This window comes from Acidovorax sp. GW823-FHT05D11 (genome assembly GCF_058795695.1).
In genome coordinates, this window is sequence record NZ_CM179502.1 from 2,094,752 (window position 1) to 2,109,315 (window position 14,564).

Consider the following 14,564-nt stretch of genomic DNA (forward strand, 5'->3'; position numbering starts at 1 on the left):
TTGCCATGCGCCAGCTGCTCGTCCTCAACCCCAACACCTCGGCCAGCGTCAGCGCCTTGCTGCAGCGGCATGTGCAGGCAGCCGCAGGTTCGCATGTGGCGGTGCGCACGGCCACGGCACGTTTTGGCGCCCCCTACATCGCCTGCGAGGCCAGCTATGCCGTGGCAGCCCATGCCGCATTGGACGCCTGGGCCCATGAGCTGGCGCAACCCCGGCCCCGGCCCGATGCCGTGCTGATCGGCTGCTTTGGCGACCCGGGACTGATGGCGCTGCGCGAAAGCTGCCCCGTGCCTGTGACGGGCCTGGCCGAAGCCTCCTTCATCGAAGCCGCCCGCCATGGGCGCTATGCCATCGTCACCGGCGGCGAGCGCTGGGGCCCCATGCTGCAGCGCCTGGCGCAGGCGCTGGGGCATTCGCACGGGCTCGCGGGTATTCACACGGTGGCGCCCACGGGGGCCCAGCTGGCGGCAGACCCCGAAGCCGCCCGTGCCTTGCTGGTGGAGGCCTGCCGCGACGTGGTGCGGCAGATGGGGGTGCAGGCTGTCATCCTGGGCGGGGCAGGGCTTGCCGGCATGGCCGCTGCGGTGCAACCCCAGGTGGCGGTGCCGGTGATCGACAGCGTGGTGGCCGGTGCGACCTGGGCCCTGCGTGCGCACCCCGTGCCGCCGGAGCGGAAAGTGGCGGGGTTTGAGGTGGCGTGGGTGGGGGTGTCGGGGGAAATGGCGGCCTTGGGAGTGGCGGGGATGGTTTGACGCAGGTAGGTGGAAAGTCAGGTATTGCGTTTGTAATTACTTGGAGATCAACCATCCTTTTGTCGACGGTAACAAGCGCACGGGCTTCGTGGCCGCCAAGCTTTTCCTGCGGCTGAACGGATGGGCGCTCACCGCCGACGATGCGTCGTGTGTGCTCACCATGCTCGCTGTAACTGCAGGCGACATCACCGAAGAGGCCTTCGCCGCCTGGCTGCGGGACCACGCCGCCGCTCGTTGATGTCAATTTGAAGTATTTTCAGGCTCCAGCGCTTGTCAAGAAAGCGCGCGTAGCTATGAAAACAGAAGCAATCCGAGCTCAGGGCGCCAGTGTCTTCGGCTGGTAGTCGCAATACTCGCTCACCACACATTCCCAGCAGCGCGGCTTGCGCGCCTGGCACACATAGCGGCCCAGCAGGATGAGCCAGTGGTGCGAGTCCACCGCGTAGGCGGCGGGCACGCGCTTCATCAGCTGCAATTCCACCGCCAGCGGGTTCCTGCCGGGCGCCAGGCCCGTGCGGTTGCTCACGCGAAAGATGTGCGTGTCGACCGCCATGGTGGGCTCGCCGAAGGCCACGTTCAGCACCACATTGGCCGTCTTGCGGCCCACGCCAGGCAGGGCTTCCAGGGCTTCGCGCGTGCGGGGCACTATGCTGCCGTGCTGCTCCACCAGGATGCGGCAGGTTTCCAGCAGGTTTTTGGCCTTGGTGCGGTACAGGCCGATGGTCTTGATGTAGCCCTCCAGCCCTTCCAGCCCCAGGTCCAGGATGGCCTGGGGTGTGCCCGCCACCGGGAACAGCTTGCGCGTGGCCTTGTTCACGCCCACATCGGTGGCCTGGGCCGACAGCAGCACGGCGGCCAGCAGCTCGAACGAGGTGGTGTATTCCAGCTCCGTGTTGGGCATGGGGTTGGCCGCCTTCAGGGTGGCGAAGAAGGGTTCGATCTGCGCGGTTTTCATGGGGGAGGGATTGTTCTGGAGGAATGCGTGGGTTCTGCATTGTCCCGTAGCTGTGTGCGCAAGAACTCCAGGAACATGCGCACGGCCGCCGGCAGGGTGCGGCCGCTCAGCGTCTGCAGTTCGGCGGCGCGTGCGTTCATGCCGGGCTCGCGGATCTGTGCCGCATGCAGCTCGCCGCGCCGCACGCGGTCGCGCACCGTCACTTCGCCCGATATCGACAGCCCGCCGCCGTGCAGCACGAAGTGGGTCAGCGTCTCGAAGTGGTTGCACACCAGCACGGGCTCGAACACCAGGCCGCGCTGGCTGCAGCCGATGTCGAACAGCTGGCGCACGGTGTTGTCGCGTTCGGGCAGGGCGATGGGGCAGGGGTGCATCTGCGCCAGCGTCACGCTGGGGAAGCGCGCCAGCGCGTGGTCGGGCCGCATGATCGCGATGACCGGCGAGGCCTCGCGGTGCTGCACGGTGATGTCCCGCTCGGCCGAGCGGCTGTAGGTGAGGCCGATGTCCGCGTCGCCGTTGAGCACGGCCGTGGTCACCGCCGCCGGGCTGACCACGCGCAGGTGGAACTGGATACCCGGGTACTGCGTGCGGAACTGCGCCATCACGCGTGGCAAAAATTCGATGGCAAAACCGGCTGAACTGCACAGCCGCACCCGCCCCGTGTGCAGCCCCTGCAGCGCCTGGATGTCCGAGACCACGCGGTCGGCCTCCAGCGCGCCGCGCCGCGCGTGCGCGGCCAGCAGCTCGCCCGCCGCGCTGGGCGCCATGCCACGCGGACGGCGGTCGAACAGCGGCACGCCCAGCAGGTCTTCGAGCGCCGCCACCTGCCGGCTCACGGCCGAGGGCGACACATGCAGGCGCGTGGCGGCTTCGCTCACCGAGCCGCTGCGCACCACCTCCAGAAAGTAGCGCAGGGCCGTGTCCTGCAGGCGGCTTGAGAGCATGGGAGGCCTGGGTGTGTGGTTTGCGTAAAGCGCAACGATAACCTCAGAAATCGTCGATTGTCGAAACGCAAGCGGCTGCTTATGCTGACTTCCCAATGACACATTCGCCCGCAACCCCCTTGCACCCCCAGACCAGCACCCCGCCCGGCGGCATCGTGGCCCGCACGGCCGTGGGCCTGTCACACGCCATCCATGCCCGCGAGGTGTCGTGCGTCGAGGTGCTCGATGCCTACCTGGCCCAGATCGACCGCCTGAACCCCGTGGCTAATGCGCTGGTGGCCCTGGCAGACCGCGACGTGCTGCGTGCGCAGGCCGCCGAGCGCGATGCGCAACTGGCGCGCGACGAGAGCCTGGGGCCGCTGCACGGCTTTCCGCAGGCGCCCAAGGACATCATGCCCGCCGCCGGCATGGTCACCACACGCGGTTCGCCCATCTTCGCGGGCCAGGTCTCTGCCACCGACGCCGTGGTGTTCGAGCGCATGCGTGCCAGCGGCGCGCTCTTCATGGGCCGAACCAACTCGCCCGAGTTCGGCCTGGGCGGGCACACCTACAACCCGGTGTATGGCACCACGCGCAATGCCTTCGACCCGGCCGTGTCGGCGGGCGGCAGCAGCGGCGGGGCGGCGGTGGCCGTGGCGCTGCACATGCTGCCGGTGGCCGACGGCTCGGACATGATGGGATCGCTGCGCACGCCGGCGGCGTTCAACAACGTGTACGGGCTGCGCACCTCGTTCGGCCTGGTGCCGCACGGCCCGACGGAGGAGGTGTTCTTCCAGCAGTTCAGCGTGGCCGGCCCCATGGCCCGCGACATCCCGGACCTGGCGCTGCTGCTGTCGGTGCAGGCGGGCTTCGATGCGCGGCTGCCGCTCACCCGCCGGCACGAGGACGTGGCCTTGCTGGGCCAGCCGCTGGAGCGTGACTTCCACGGCGCGCGCATCGGCTGGCTGGGCGACCTGGGCGGGCACCTGCCCACCGAGCCCGGCGTGCTGGCCACCTGCGAGCAGGCGCTTGCGCACTTCCGCACGGTGGGCTGCACGGTGGAATCCGTGGTGCCCGCGTTCGACATGGAGCAGCTGTGGAACGCCTGGATCGACCTGCGCAGCTTCAGCGTGGCGGGTGCCAACGCAGGCCTGTACCGCAACCCCGCCACGCACTCGCTGCTCAAGCCTGAGGCGGTGTGGGAGATCGAGCGCGGCATGCGCCTCACGGCGCTGCAGGTGTACGACGCAGCCCGCGTACGCAGTGCCTGGTATCAGATGCTGCGCGGCCTGTTCGAGCAATTCGATTTTCTGGTGCTGCCCGCCGCGCAGGTTTTTCCGTTCAACGCCGGGCTGGACTGGCCGCACGATGTGGCAGGCCGCACCATGGACACCTACCACCGCTGGATGGAAACCGTGGTGCCCGCCACCATGGCCGGCCTGCCTGCACTGGCAGCACCCGCCGGCTTCGGGCCTGGTGGACTGCCTGCCGGGCTGCAGATCATCGGCCCGGCGCAGGCCGATGCCGCCGTGCTGCAGATAGGGCACGCATACGACCGGGCCAGTGGCTACGCCCGTGTAGCGAGCCCCTTGCTGGGTTGATGGGCCCCGTTCCGTTCCACGTTTTATATGCCTTCCCCTGCCGCCTTTCCCGCATTTTCTTGACCGGAGAACTTCCCCATGCCCTTGCCGCGCTCCCGCTTCATCTCGTGCCTTCTGGCCAGCGCGTTCGCGCTGGCCGCGCCCGCCGTGGCGTTGGCGCAGACCTATCCCGACCGCCCTGTGAAGCTGGTCGTTCCATTCGCACCCGGCGGCGCCACGGACATCCTGGGGCGCCTGCTGGCCACGGCGATGGGCGAGCGGCTGGGCCAGCCGGTGGTGGTGGAGAACCGTCCCGGGGCGGGCACGGTGGTCGCGGCCTCGCTGGTGGCCAAGGCTCCGGCCGATGGCTACACCCTGCTGCTGGGCGCCAACACCACGCTCACCATGAACCCCGCCATCCGCACCAACCTGCCGTACGACCCCGTGCGCAGCTTCACGCCCATCGGCATGGTGGCGGACATGGGGCTGCTGCTGGTGGCCCACAACGATGTGCAGGGCAGCACGCTCAAGGACATCGTGGCCCAGGCCAAGGCCGCGCCGGACAAGTTCTCGTACGGCTCCTACGGCACGGGCTCGTCGGTGCACTTCGGCGCCGAGATGCTCAAGGCCACCGCGGGCTTTCCGATGATGCACGTGCCCTTCAACGGCAGCTCGCCCAACCTCACGGCGCTGATGGGCGGGCAGGTGCAGCTGGCGGTGGACACGGTGGTGGCCTCCACCCCGCTCATCAAGGCCGGCAAGATCAAGCCCATCGCCGTGCTGAGCCCGCAGCGCCTGCCGCTGCTGCCCAACGTGCCCACGGTGGCCGAGAGCGGCTACCCGGGCTTTGACATGGGGTCGTGGTTCGCGTTCGTCGCGCCCGCCGGCCTGCCCGCACCGGTGCAGAAAAAGCTGGAGAAGGCCCTGGCCGACACCATGGCCTCCGCCGAGTTCAAGAAGAAGCTGGTGGACATCGGTATGACCCCCGCCTGGGGCAACGGCGACGCGCTGCGCGCCCGCATCGAGCGTGAACTGCCGCTGATGCGCGCCGTGGCGGCGCGGGCGGACATTCGCGTCGATTGATCGGCTGGTGCAGGGGCTGGCTCAGGCCGTGCGCTGCACCGCCAGGCACAGCCAGCACGGAAACGCGCCCGTGGCGGGGTTGACGGCGAAGTGCTCGTCATAGACCTCGACGGCGGGCCGCGCGGCCACTTCCCAGCCTGCGGGGATCTGCCCCGGGGCCATCATTCCCGCCCAGGCCGCGCCGATCTCGGGCCCGGTGCCGACGAACTGCAAACAGGCGTAGTCGCCGCCCGGAAAGTCCTGTACCAGCGCCTCGGTGCCCGTGCGCAACCCGACGCCCACCTGGACGCAAGCGTCGTAGCGGCATTGCGCGGGCGGTGTGCAGGCGGGGTTGTCCAGGCTGATGCCGTAGTACCTGGGGCGCGGCTCGGCGAGGCCATGGGCCGCGCACCATTGGCCAAAGCGGTCCCACAGCTGCGTGAGCGACGGGCCGTAGGGGCCGGTCTGGCGCATGTAGGCAAGGCGCATCGGGGGCAACTGGCGGATGTCGAGGGGCATGGGTGGTCCTGGATGGGGTTGCGGTAGGGAGGGCGCTTTTGTGCCTTGCAGTCTAAGCCGCAGGAAACCTGCTCGGCAATTGGCGACAATGCGGGAATCCTTTGCCACCCATTTTTGTCCACGCCATGCAATTCGCCGACCGCCTGAACAATGTAGAAACCTCCGCCATCCGTGAGCTTTTCAAGCTGCTGGGCAAGCCCGGCATCATCAGCTTCGCGGGTGGCTTCCCCGACAGCGCGATGTTCGACGTGGAAGGCATCCGCGCTGCCAGCAACGCCGCCCTGGCCGAAGAACCCGGCGCCGCGCTGCAGTACGGCGCGACCGAAGGCTACAACCCCCTGCGCGAGCAACTGGCCGCCTTCATGGCCAGCAAGGGCGCCCAGGACGTGGCGGCCGACAACCTCATCGTCACCACCGGCAGCCAGCAGGCGCTGGACCTGCTGGGCAAGACCCTCATCAGTCCCGGCGACAAGGTCATCGTGGAAGGCCCGACCTTCCTGGCCACCATCCAGTGCTTTCGCCTGTACGGCGCCGAACTCATCAGCGCGCCCATCGACGGCAACGGCGTGAAGACCGACGAGCTGGAAAAGCTCATCGCCGAACACAAGCCCAAATTCGTCTACCTCATCCCCACCTTCGGCAACCCCAGCGGCGCCATGCTGAGTCTGGAGCGCCGCAAGGCCGTGCTGGAGATGGCCGTGAAGCACAGCACCCTGATCGTCGAGGACGACCCCTACGGCGACCTGTACTTCGGCGACGCACCGCCCCCCAGCCTGCTCAACCTGTCGGCCAGCGTGCCCGGCAGCCGCGAGCTGCTGGTGCACTGCGGCAGCTTGAGCAAGGTGCTGTCACCCGGCCTGCGCGTGGGCTGGATGATCGCCCCGGCCGAGCTGCTGGCCAAAGCCACCATGTGCAAGCAGTTCAGCGACGCCCACACCAGTACCTTCGCCCAGGCCACGGCCGCCCAGTACCTCAAGGCCGGCCGCATGCCCGGCACGCTGGCGAACGTGCGCAAGGTGTATGCCGAACGCGCCCAGGCCATGGGCGATGCGCTGCGCAAGGAGCTGGGCGGCGCCATCGAGTTCGTGCAGCCCCAGGGCGGCCTGTTCGTGTGGGCGCGCCTCACGGGCGCGGGTGGCAAGGTGGCCGACGGTAACGTGCTGGCAAAGCGCGCCATCGAAAAGGGTGTGGCCTTCGTGCCCGGCACGCCCTTCTTCTGCGCCAACCCCGACCACGCCACGCTGCGCCTGTCGTTCGCGACGGCCGACGTGGAGAAGATCCGCGAAGGCGTGGCGCGCCTCGGCCAGGCCCTCTGAAGCGTCGATGTCGGACGCCAACGATCTCGCCCAGATTCTCCAGCGCCTGGAAAGCCTGGAGATCAAGGCCAGCTTCACCGAAGACCTGCTGGACCAGCTGAACATGACCATCTACCAGCAGCAGCAACTGATCGACCGGTTGACGCACGAGGTCATCCAGCTGCGCCAGCAGGCGCCCGAGAGCGGCTCGAACGGCCCGCGCAACCTGCGCGACGAGCTGCCGCCGCATTATTGATCTAGCGATCTAGGCTTTCACGGACCGCCAGGCCGCATCCGCCAACTCCGCGCGGTACGTGGTGGGCGAGGGCAGGCCGCCCTGGGCAGCGTTGCCCGACAGCCACGCCCTGCAATAGCTTTGCACCGGGCCCATGACCAGCGACGGCATCAGTTCGCAAGGCAGGTCGCGCAGCGCGCCCGATTGGCGGTGCGGCTCGAACCAGGCCACCAGCGCCTGGTTGCGGCCCCGCGCCGCCTCGGCCAGGTCGGCGGTGCGCGGGCCTGCGGCCACGGCGCCGCGCGCCTGGAACAGGAAACGTGCCCGCTCGGGTTGTGCCACCACCCAGTCCAGATAGCCCGTGACCAGGGCCGACACGCCCGCCTCGACGCCCTGGGCGGCATCCAGCTGCGCCTGCACGCTGCGCGACTGGTCGTGAAAGATGTCGAAGAACAGCGCCGCCACGATGCCGTCGCGGTTGCCGAAGTGGTGATAGATGCTGCCCACGCTGGCCCCGCAGCGGGCGCGCACCCCGTCGATGGTGACGGCATCCACGCCGCCTTCGGCCGCGCAGGCGAGGGCGGCGTTCAGGATGTCCTGGCGGCGGTCGGTGGCGGCCTCGGCCGGGGATGAGGTGGAGGGCGGGGAATTGCGGCTTGCCATGGAATGCGATTCTAGAATAAAGTTCTAGAAAATACTTCTAGTCCACGATTTCCATGCATCCTTCCCCCATTGCCGCCCCTGCAGCCGCTGCATCCATGCCCGGTGCCGCCTTGTACCCGCACTTGCTCGCGCCGCTTGACCTGGGTTTCACCACCCTCAAAAACCGCGTGTTGATGGGCTCCATGCACACCGGCCTGGAGGACGGGCGCGACCTCACGCGCATGGCGGCGTACTTCCGCGAGCGGGCCGAGGGGGATGTGGGACTGATCGTGACGGGCGGCTTTGCTCCCAACATCGCGGGCTGGGCCAAGCCCTTCGCGGGCACGCTGGCGACCTCGGGTGCCGCCCGGCGCCACCGGGTGGTGACCGACGCGGTGCACGGCGCCGGCGGCAAGATCGCGCTGCAGATCCTGCACACCGGCCGCTATGCCTACCACCCGCTGGCCGTGGCACCCTCGCGCCTGCAGTCGCCCATCTCGCCGTTCACGCCGTTCGCGCTGTCGGCGCGCGGGGTGGAGCGTCAGATCCGCGCGTTCGTCAACTGTGCCGTGAAGGCGCGCGAGGCAGGCTACGACGGCGTGGAGGTGATGGGCTCGGAGGGCTACTTCATCAACCAGTTCCTCTCGCAAACCACCAACCTGCGCAGCGACGCCTGGGGCGGCGACTACAGCCACCGCATGCGCCTGCCGGTGGAGATCCTGGCCCGCATGCGCGAGGCCGTGGGGCCGGACTTCATCATCATCTACCGCCTGTCGATGATCGACCTGGTGCCCGGCGGCAGCGCCTGGGACGAGATCGTCACCTTGGGCAAGGCCGTGGCCACCGGTGGCGCGAACATCGTCAATACCGGCATTGGCTGGCACGAAGCGCGCGTGCCCACGATTGCCACCAGCGTGCCGCGCGCGGCGTTCGCCTGGGTCACGCAGAAGATGAAGGCCGAGTTCGCGGCGGCAGGCATTGCCACGCCGCTGGTCACGTCCAACCGCATCAACACGCCCGAGGTGGCCGAGCAGGTGCTGGCGGATGGCTGCGCCGACATGGTGTCGATGGCGCGTCCGCTGCTGGCCGACGCCGCCTTCGTGAAGAAGGCGGCAGAGGGCCGGGCCGACCGCATCAACACCTGCATCGCCTGCAACCAGGCCTGCCTGGACCATGTGTTCCAGAACAAGACCAGCAGCTGCCTGGTGAACCCGCGCGCCTGCCACGAGACGGAACTGGTCTACCGGCCCATCGCCACACCGTCCGCACGCAAGCGCATCGCCGTGGTGGGCGCCGGGCCCGCCGGCCTGACGGCGGCCACGGTGGCGGCCGAACGGGGGCACGAGGTGCACCTGTTCGACGCCGCGCCCGCCATCGGCGGCCAGCTCAACATGGCCAAGGTGGTGCCGGGCAAGGAGGAGTTCCACGAGATGCTGCGCTACCTGGCCACGCGGGTGGAGGACACGGGCGTGCAGCTGCACCTGAACCGCGTGGTGCAGGCCTGCGACCTGGAGGGCTTCGACGAGGTGGTGATCGCCACGGGCGTGCTGCCGCGCGACCCGCAGATCCCTGGCCAGGACCACGCCAAGGTGCTCAGCTACATCGACGTGCTGCGCCACGGCAAGCCGGTGGGCGAGCGCGTGGCCATCATCGGCGCGGGGGGCATCGGCTTTGACGTGGCCGAGTACCTCACGCATGGCGAGCACCCTTCCACCACGCTCGACCTGCCGGCCTGGAAGGCCGAGTGGGGCATCACCGACCCCGCCGAGGCGCGCGGTGGCCTGGCCCCCTCGGGCCCGCGCGCCACGCCCCCCGCGCGGCAGGTGACGCTGCTGCAGCGCAAGAAGGGCAAGCTGGGCGCGGGCCTGGGCAAGACCACGGGCTGGATCCACCGCACCACGCTCAAGATGAAAGAAGTGCAGATGGTGAGCGGCGTGAACTACGAGCGCATCGCCGACGAGGGGCTGCTGGTGTCCTACGGCGACAAGCGCGAGGACCCGGCCTGGATCCCTTGCGACACCGTGGTGCTGTGCGCGGGACAGGTGCCCCTTTTCAGCCTGGCGCAGGCGCTGGAGGCCACGGGCCGCAAGCCGCACCGCATCGGCGGCGCGCTGGAGGCGGGCGAGCTGGATGCCAAGCGCGCCATCGACCAGGCGGCGCGGCTGGCGGCGCGCTTGTAAGGCGAGTGAAGCCGGTTTTTAAGAAAAACAGGCCGCCAGCGCTGGATAGGAAAGCGCTGGCAGCTATTATTTTGATAGTGTCTGGCCGACGGCCGATGTCCCCCGCTGCGCGGCAGAACTCTCGAGTGCATTGAACACCCGCAGCGCGGCCCACGCATCGTTGGCCGCGTAGACCAGCTGGGCCTCCGTCAGCCGGGCGTTGGCCCAGTTCGAGGTGGCGGCCTTCTTGGACTTGATGAAGCGCCGGTTGAACAGCACGGCCACCGCGCCCTTCACACCCATGTCCTTGCGATAGCCGCGCTGGCGGAACACGGTGTTGAGTTCCAGCACATCGGCCGGCTGCACGCCCAGCTTGTGCTGGATGCGTTTGGTGTCGTCCCCCAGGCCAAAGCCCGCCTTGGTCACGCCGCGCAGGGCCAGCAGCTCGGCCACGCGCGCGCGGCAGCCGGGGTCGTGCAGCTGGAAGACCCAGGCGGTGTCGAGCGTGGCCAGCTGCACGATGTGGGGCCCGTCGGACTGTTCGCCCTGCACGAAGGTGGGCTTGGATTCGGTGTCGAACCCCCACGCGCTGGCCGCCGCCAGGGCATCGCAGGCCTTGTCGGCCTGCTCCGGGGTGGAGACGAGGGCGATGCGGTCGGTGCCCAGGCGCTCGAAGGGTTCCAGCAGGGCGATCTGGTCTTTGCCGGGGGTGGCGTGGTGGGCGGCGCGCGAAGGCGGGTGGGGGTGCCGGGGAGGGGGTGGTGCCGTCATGGGCCCATTGTGCCGTGCGGGCCCTGGAGCCCCGACGTGCCCGCGCCCAGAGGCCGGGCCCCTCCGCCTGCGTGCCGGCCTCTCAGCGCTTGCCCGTCGTGTGCAGGCGGGGCATTTCGGCAATGTGGCCCAGGGCCTCGTCGCAGGCAGCCACGGTCAGTGCCTGCCGCGCAGCCAGCCAGCCCACGCCAAACCAGGCCTTCGGGTCGGTGGCGGCGATGTCGCCATACAGCACGCTGGCCACGCGTTCATCGTTCAGCCGGCCCAGGGCCGCCAGCGCGGGCTGCAGGCTGTCGAGGAAAGATTCCCCTTCGGCGTCCAGCGCAGGCGCCACGAACTCCGTGAGATAGCGCAAGCGCTTGAGGCGCTTGCGCAGGCGGTGTTGCTCATCCACCGGCAGGGCTGCAAAGCCCTGGGCCCCCTGGCGCACCCTGGCGTGCAGGCGGTGCAATCGCTTTTGCAGCAGGCGGCGGGTGTCCCGGGCCTCCAGGCCTTGGTCCCCGGCCGCCGACGCGTCATCGCGGCCCCGGGCCGTGAACGCCATGAGGGCGATGAGTGCCGCCTGGAACGCGGGCGTGCGCGCGATGATGGCGGCGGCGGGAGCCTGGTCCGCCGCCGCACGCACCTCCAGCGCAGGCGCGCCCGCATCGCGCATGTCGGCGACGATGGCCTGCAGCGCCTGGCCCCGGTCGCGCAGCTGGCCCAGGCGCTGGAACATCTCCACCAGCGGTGGCTCCCAGGCGGGGTCGAACGCGCCGGGGGCCAACGGCGCCAACTCGCGCAAGGCCGTGCGCAGCCGGCGGATGCCGATGCGCAGCTGGTGCACATGTTCCTCGTCGCCCCCGCCTTCCACGATCTCGCTGGCATTGCCCAGGATCTGCTGGAGGCAGTGCGCCACCACCACGCGCTGCAGGCCGCGCCCCTGCAAAAAGTGCTTGCGCTGGCCGCTGGCACGCAGGGGGGCGGCCTTGGTGGCGGGCCGGGCCCATTGCGCGGCCAGCAGCCGCTCGCCGCGCTCCGCCTTGGACACCGTGCTCAAAAACAGCCCGTGCCGTGTGGCCCACCGGGCGGCGATGGCCGCCAGGCCTGATACCGGCCCGGTCTTGAGCTCCAGCTCCAGCTCGCAGATGCGCGCCTCTTTCTGCTGCGGCGTGCCACGGTGGGCGATGACCCGCCCGGTGTCCAGGGCCAGCTCGACCACTCCGCCCTTGAAGGCGATGTCCCGCGTCACGCGGTCCATGGCGGTGCCATAGGTTTCGGCCAGGGGGCCGCTGGCGCCCTGCAGCGCGTGCAGCAGCCGGGTGCCCGCCAGGGTGCCGGCATGCAGTGCGGGGTGGGGCTCGGGGGCGGGGCCCGCGGCGTGGGCCGGACCCCGGTCCACGTTGTGCTCCTCCCGGTCCAGGGGGCCGTCACCCAGGGCCTTGACGGTCTGCACCCACAGGTCGCCTTCGCGGCGCAGCCGCAGCGCGATGCCGCGGGCCGCCAGCGCGCCATCGGGCGTGTCGAAGTAGCGGGCCTCCATGCGGATGGACGCGCACGGGCCCCGGCGCGCCGCCGCCTGCACGGCCGCCAGGCGCTCGGGAGGAATGCAGAACTTGAATTCGATTTCCATGGGGTCTATTTTGCCTGCGCGTGGAAGTGTTTTTATTTTTGCAGAGAGAAAGTGCAGCGGTGAATAATGCGTGGAGATAATCGGAAATATCCAAGAATGATCATCATGACAATTTATTGAATGACCCCGGTGGCATCAAGCGTACCCGTGCCTTGCATCGAATTCCCGGTTGGCTGCCGGATGTGGCGGGGATTCGGCGGATTATAGGGTGGTCATGAATATCCGTGATTTCGGGTTGCCCTGTTCTTCGGTGGAGGATGTGTCAATACTTCCCTTGGGGCCTGGATTATCGATTGGTCACGGTTCTGTCATTTGAAACAATTAGTATCTTCTGGGTGCCCGGGGTCGTCTCCGGTGGCCATTCAAGAGGATTCCAGATGCTTCAGAAAATGAAAATTGGCACCAGGCTGGCCCTGGCATTTGCAGTGCTTCTGCTGCTGATCTCCGCGCTGGCGGCTGGCGGCATCAGTGGCGCCAAGCGCCTGACGGAGCGCAGCGCGGCGCTGTATGGGGACCGCACGGTGCCCATGGGCGTGCTGGCCGAGATCAGCCACCTGACCCAGCGCAACCGCGTGCTCGTGATGGACATGCTGATGGACCCCGGCACCAGCAATCTGCAGGCAAGCCATGCGGCGCTGTCCGCGAACGTGGAGCGGATCCGGGCCCTGTGGAAGTCCTACACCGCCAAACCCCTCGGCGAGCAGGAGCAGGCGCTGGCCCGGGCCTTCGCGCAGGCCAATGCCGCGTACCTGGACAAGGGGCTGATTCCCGCGGCCGCGGCGCTGGTGGCGGGCAAGTACGACGATGGCTCCGAGCTCTACATCAGCCAGATCCGGCCCCAGGCCGCGAAGGTGCAGGATGCCGTGGAACAGCTGGTGGCGCTGCAGATCAGCCTGGCGGACGCGGAGTTCGGCGCGGCCCGGCAGATGAGCGAAACCATCCATGTGTGGATGCTGGCGGCCACCGTGCTGGCGCTGCTGGCGGGCACGGCGATGGCATGGGTCATCACCCGGTCGATCTCGCATCCGCTGCGGCAGGCCGTGGCGTTGGCGCGGACGGTGGCCGGAGGCGACCTGAGCGCGCAGATCGAGGTGCGCGGTGCCGACGAGACGGCGGAGCTTCTGGGGGCGCTGCGCGAGATGAACCAGCAGCTGGTGCGCGTCATCACCGAAGTGCGCGAGAGCACCGAGTCGGTGGCGCAGGAGGCCGTGCTGATCGCGGGGGGCACCGAAGACCTGGCCCGCCGCACGGAGACGCAGGCCTCCAATCTGCAGGAGACGGCTGCCTCCATGGAGCAGCTCACCATCACGGTGCAGCACAACACCGACAACGCCCACCGCGCCACCCACCTGGCGCAGGAGGCCAGCAAGGTCGCGAACGAAGGCGGCAGCGTGATGCGCAATGTCATCGCCACCATGCAGGAGATCCATGTCCAGTCGCAAAAGATCACGGACATCATCAAGGTGATCGACGACATCGCGTTCCAGACCAACCTGCTGGCCCTCAATGCGGCCGTCGAGGCCGCCCGCGCGGGGGAGCAGGGGCGGGGCTTCGCCGTCGTGGCCGGGGAAGTGCGGGGGCTGTCGCAGCGCAGCAGCACGGCGGCGCGCGAAATCCGGGGGTTGATCACGGCGAGCGTGGATGGGGTCGAGCGGGGCTCGGCGCTGGTCGGCCAGGCGGGCGAGCGCGTGGCCAATACGGTGCGGCATGTCGATCAGGTGGTGGAGCTCATCAGCGAGATCCGGGACGCCGGCCAGGAGCAGTCCCGGGGCATCGCGCAGATCGGTGAAGCCGTGCGCCAGCTTGACGCCGCGACGCAGAAAAATGCGGCGCTGGTGGATGACAGCTCGTCGGCGTCCACGGGCATGAAGCACCAGGTGCGGCGGCTGCTGGAAGTGATCCACCAGTTCCGCCTTGCCCCCGACGGCGCCGCCGCGGCGGTGGACGGGACGGCGCCGCAACCATCGGGCGGAGCGCGGCAGCTTCTGGCGGCACCGCCACGGCCCCAGGCGGCGCACAAGCGCCTGGCCACGGTGCCGCGCTAGGACGGAGCCCTTTC

The 14,564-nt window shown here is 69.1% G+C and carries 13 protein-coding genes and 1 pseudogene; 8 read left to right on the forward strand and 6 right to left on the reverse strand.

The features are described 5' to 3' along the window. Positions 1 to 5 precede the first annotated feature (5 nt). On the forward strand, positions 6 to 752 hold the full coding sequence (locus AC3RCE_RS09600) for an aspartate/glutamate racemase family protein (RefSeq protein ID WP_492255013.1): 747 nt from the start codon (positions 6 to 8) through the stop codon (positions 750 to 752). Positions 753 to 801: 49 nt separating this feature from the next. Beyond that, a pseudogene (locus tag AC3RCE_RS09605) lies at positions 802 to 990 on the forward strand (type II toxin-antitoxin system death-on-curing family toxin); the annotation flags it as partial. A gap of 78 nt (positions 991 to 1,068) precedes the next feature. Here the strand turns inward: AC3RCE_RS09605 and nth are convergent. Both nth and AC3RCE_RS09615 read right to left on the reverse strand, forming a co-directional pair. Then, entirely contained in the window at positions 1,069 to 1,707 is a 639-nt protein-coding gene (nth, locus tag AC3RCE_RS09610) for an endonuclease III (protein WP_492255014.1), read from the reverse strand. Beyond that, positions 1,704 to 2,651 (reverse strand): LysR family transcriptional regulator, encoded by a 948-nt coding sequence (locus AC3RCE_RS09615; RefSeq protein WP_492255015.1) that lies wholly within the window; start codon positions 2,649 to 2,651, stop codon positions 1,704 to 1,706. The genes nth and AC3RCE_RS09615 overlap by 4 nt, the downstream gene beginning before the upstream one ends. Positions 2,652 to 2,746: 95 nt before the next feature. Here AC3RCE_RS09615 and AC3RCE_RS09620 point away from each other — a divergent pair, with 95 nt between their 5' ends. Both AC3RCE_RS09620 and AC3RCE_RS09625 read left to right on the forward strand, forming a co-directional pair. Then, positions 2,747 to 4,231 (forward strand): amidase, encoded by a 1,485-nt coding sequence (locus AC3RCE_RS09620; protein WP_492255016.1) that lies wholly within the window; start codon positions 2,747 to 2,749, stop codon positions 4,229 to 4,231. A gap of 78 nt (positions 4,232 to 4,309) precedes the next feature. Then, complete coding sequence (locus tag AC3RCE_RS09625) at positions 4,310 to 5,293, forward strand: Bug family tripartite tricarboxylate transporter substrate binding protein (protein ID WP_492255017.1); 984 nt, start codon at positions 4,310 to 4,312, stop codon at positions 5,291 to 5,293. Between the two features lie 21 nt (positions 5,294 to 5,314). On the opposite strand, the gene AC3RCE_RS09630 is transcribed toward AC3RCE_RS09625, so the two are convergent. Further along, positions 5,315 to 5,791 carry an AraC family transcriptional regulator gene (locus AC3RCE_RS09630; RefSeq protein WP_218340823.1) on the reverse strand — a complete coding sequence of 159 codons (477 nt, stop codon included), beginning with the start codon at positions 5,789 to 5,791 and terminating at the stop codon, positions 5,315 to 5,317. A gap of 125 nt (positions 5,792 to 5,916) precedes the next feature. Between AC3RCE_RS09630 and AC3RCE_RS09635 the strand changes: the two genes are divergently transcribed. Together AC3RCE_RS09635 and AC3RCE_RS09640 are read left to right on the forward strand one after the other, a co-directional pair. Beyond that, entirely contained in the window at positions 5,917 to 7,107 is a 1,191-nt protein-coding gene (locus AC3RCE_RS09635; RefSeq protein ID WP_218340824.1) for an aminotransferase-like domain-containing protein, read from the forward strand. A gap of 7 nt (positions 7,108 to 7,114) precedes the next feature. Then, a complete protein-coding gene (locus AC3RCE_RS09640) occupies positions 7,115 to 7,342 on the forward strand; it encodes a SlyX family protein (protein WP_218294183.1) in 228 nt (75 codons plus the stop codon). A gap of 9 nt (positions 7,343 to 7,351) precedes the next feature. Here AC3RCE_RS09640 and AC3RCE_RS09645 read toward each other — a convergent pair whose 3' ends face one another. Then, entirely contained in the window at positions 7,352 to 7,984 is a 633-nt protein-coding gene (locus AC3RCE_RS09645) for a TetR/AcrR family transcriptional regulator (protein ID WP_218294184.1), read from the reverse strand. 95 nt (positions 7,985 to 8,079) lie between these two features. Between AC3RCE_RS09645 and AC3RCE_RS09650 the strand changes: the two genes are divergently transcribed. Continuing rightward, complete coding sequence (locus AC3RCE_RS09650; RefSeq protein WP_369643888.1) at positions 8,080 to 10,143, forward strand: oxidoreductase; 2,064 nt, start codon at positions 8,080 to 8,082, stop codon at positions 10,141 to 10,143. Between the two features lie 66 nt (positions 10,144 to 10,209). Here AC3RCE_RS09650 and AC3RCE_RS09655 read toward each other — a convergent pair whose 3' ends face one another. Continuing rightward, positions 10,210 to 10,893 carry a 3'-5' exonuclease gene (locus AC3RCE_RS09655; protein ID WP_369642213.1) on the reverse strand — a complete coding sequence of 228 codons (684 nt, stop codon included), beginning with the start codon at positions 10,891 to 10,893 and terminating at the stop codon, positions 10,210 to 10,212. 82 nt (positions 10,894 to 10,975) lie between these two features. Then, positions 10,976 to 12,505 carry a CYTH and CHAD domain-containing protein gene (locus AC3RCE_RS09660; RefSeq protein ID WP_492255018.1) on the reverse strand — a complete coding sequence of 510 codons (1,530 nt, stop codon included), beginning with the start codon at positions 12,503 to 12,505 and terminating at the stop codon, positions 10,976 to 10,978. Between the two features lie 389 nt (positions 12,506 to 12,894). On the opposite strand from AC3RCE_RS09660, the gene AC3RCE_RS09665 reads away from it, so the two are divergent. Continuing rightward, positions 12,895 to 14,550 (forward strand): methyl-accepting chemotaxis protein, encoded by a 1,656-nt coding sequence (locus AC3RCE_RS09665; protein ID WP_255591399.1) that lies wholly within the window; start codon positions 12,895 to 12,897, stop codon positions 14,548 to 14,550. Positions 14,551 to 14,564 lie beyond the last annotated feature (14 nt).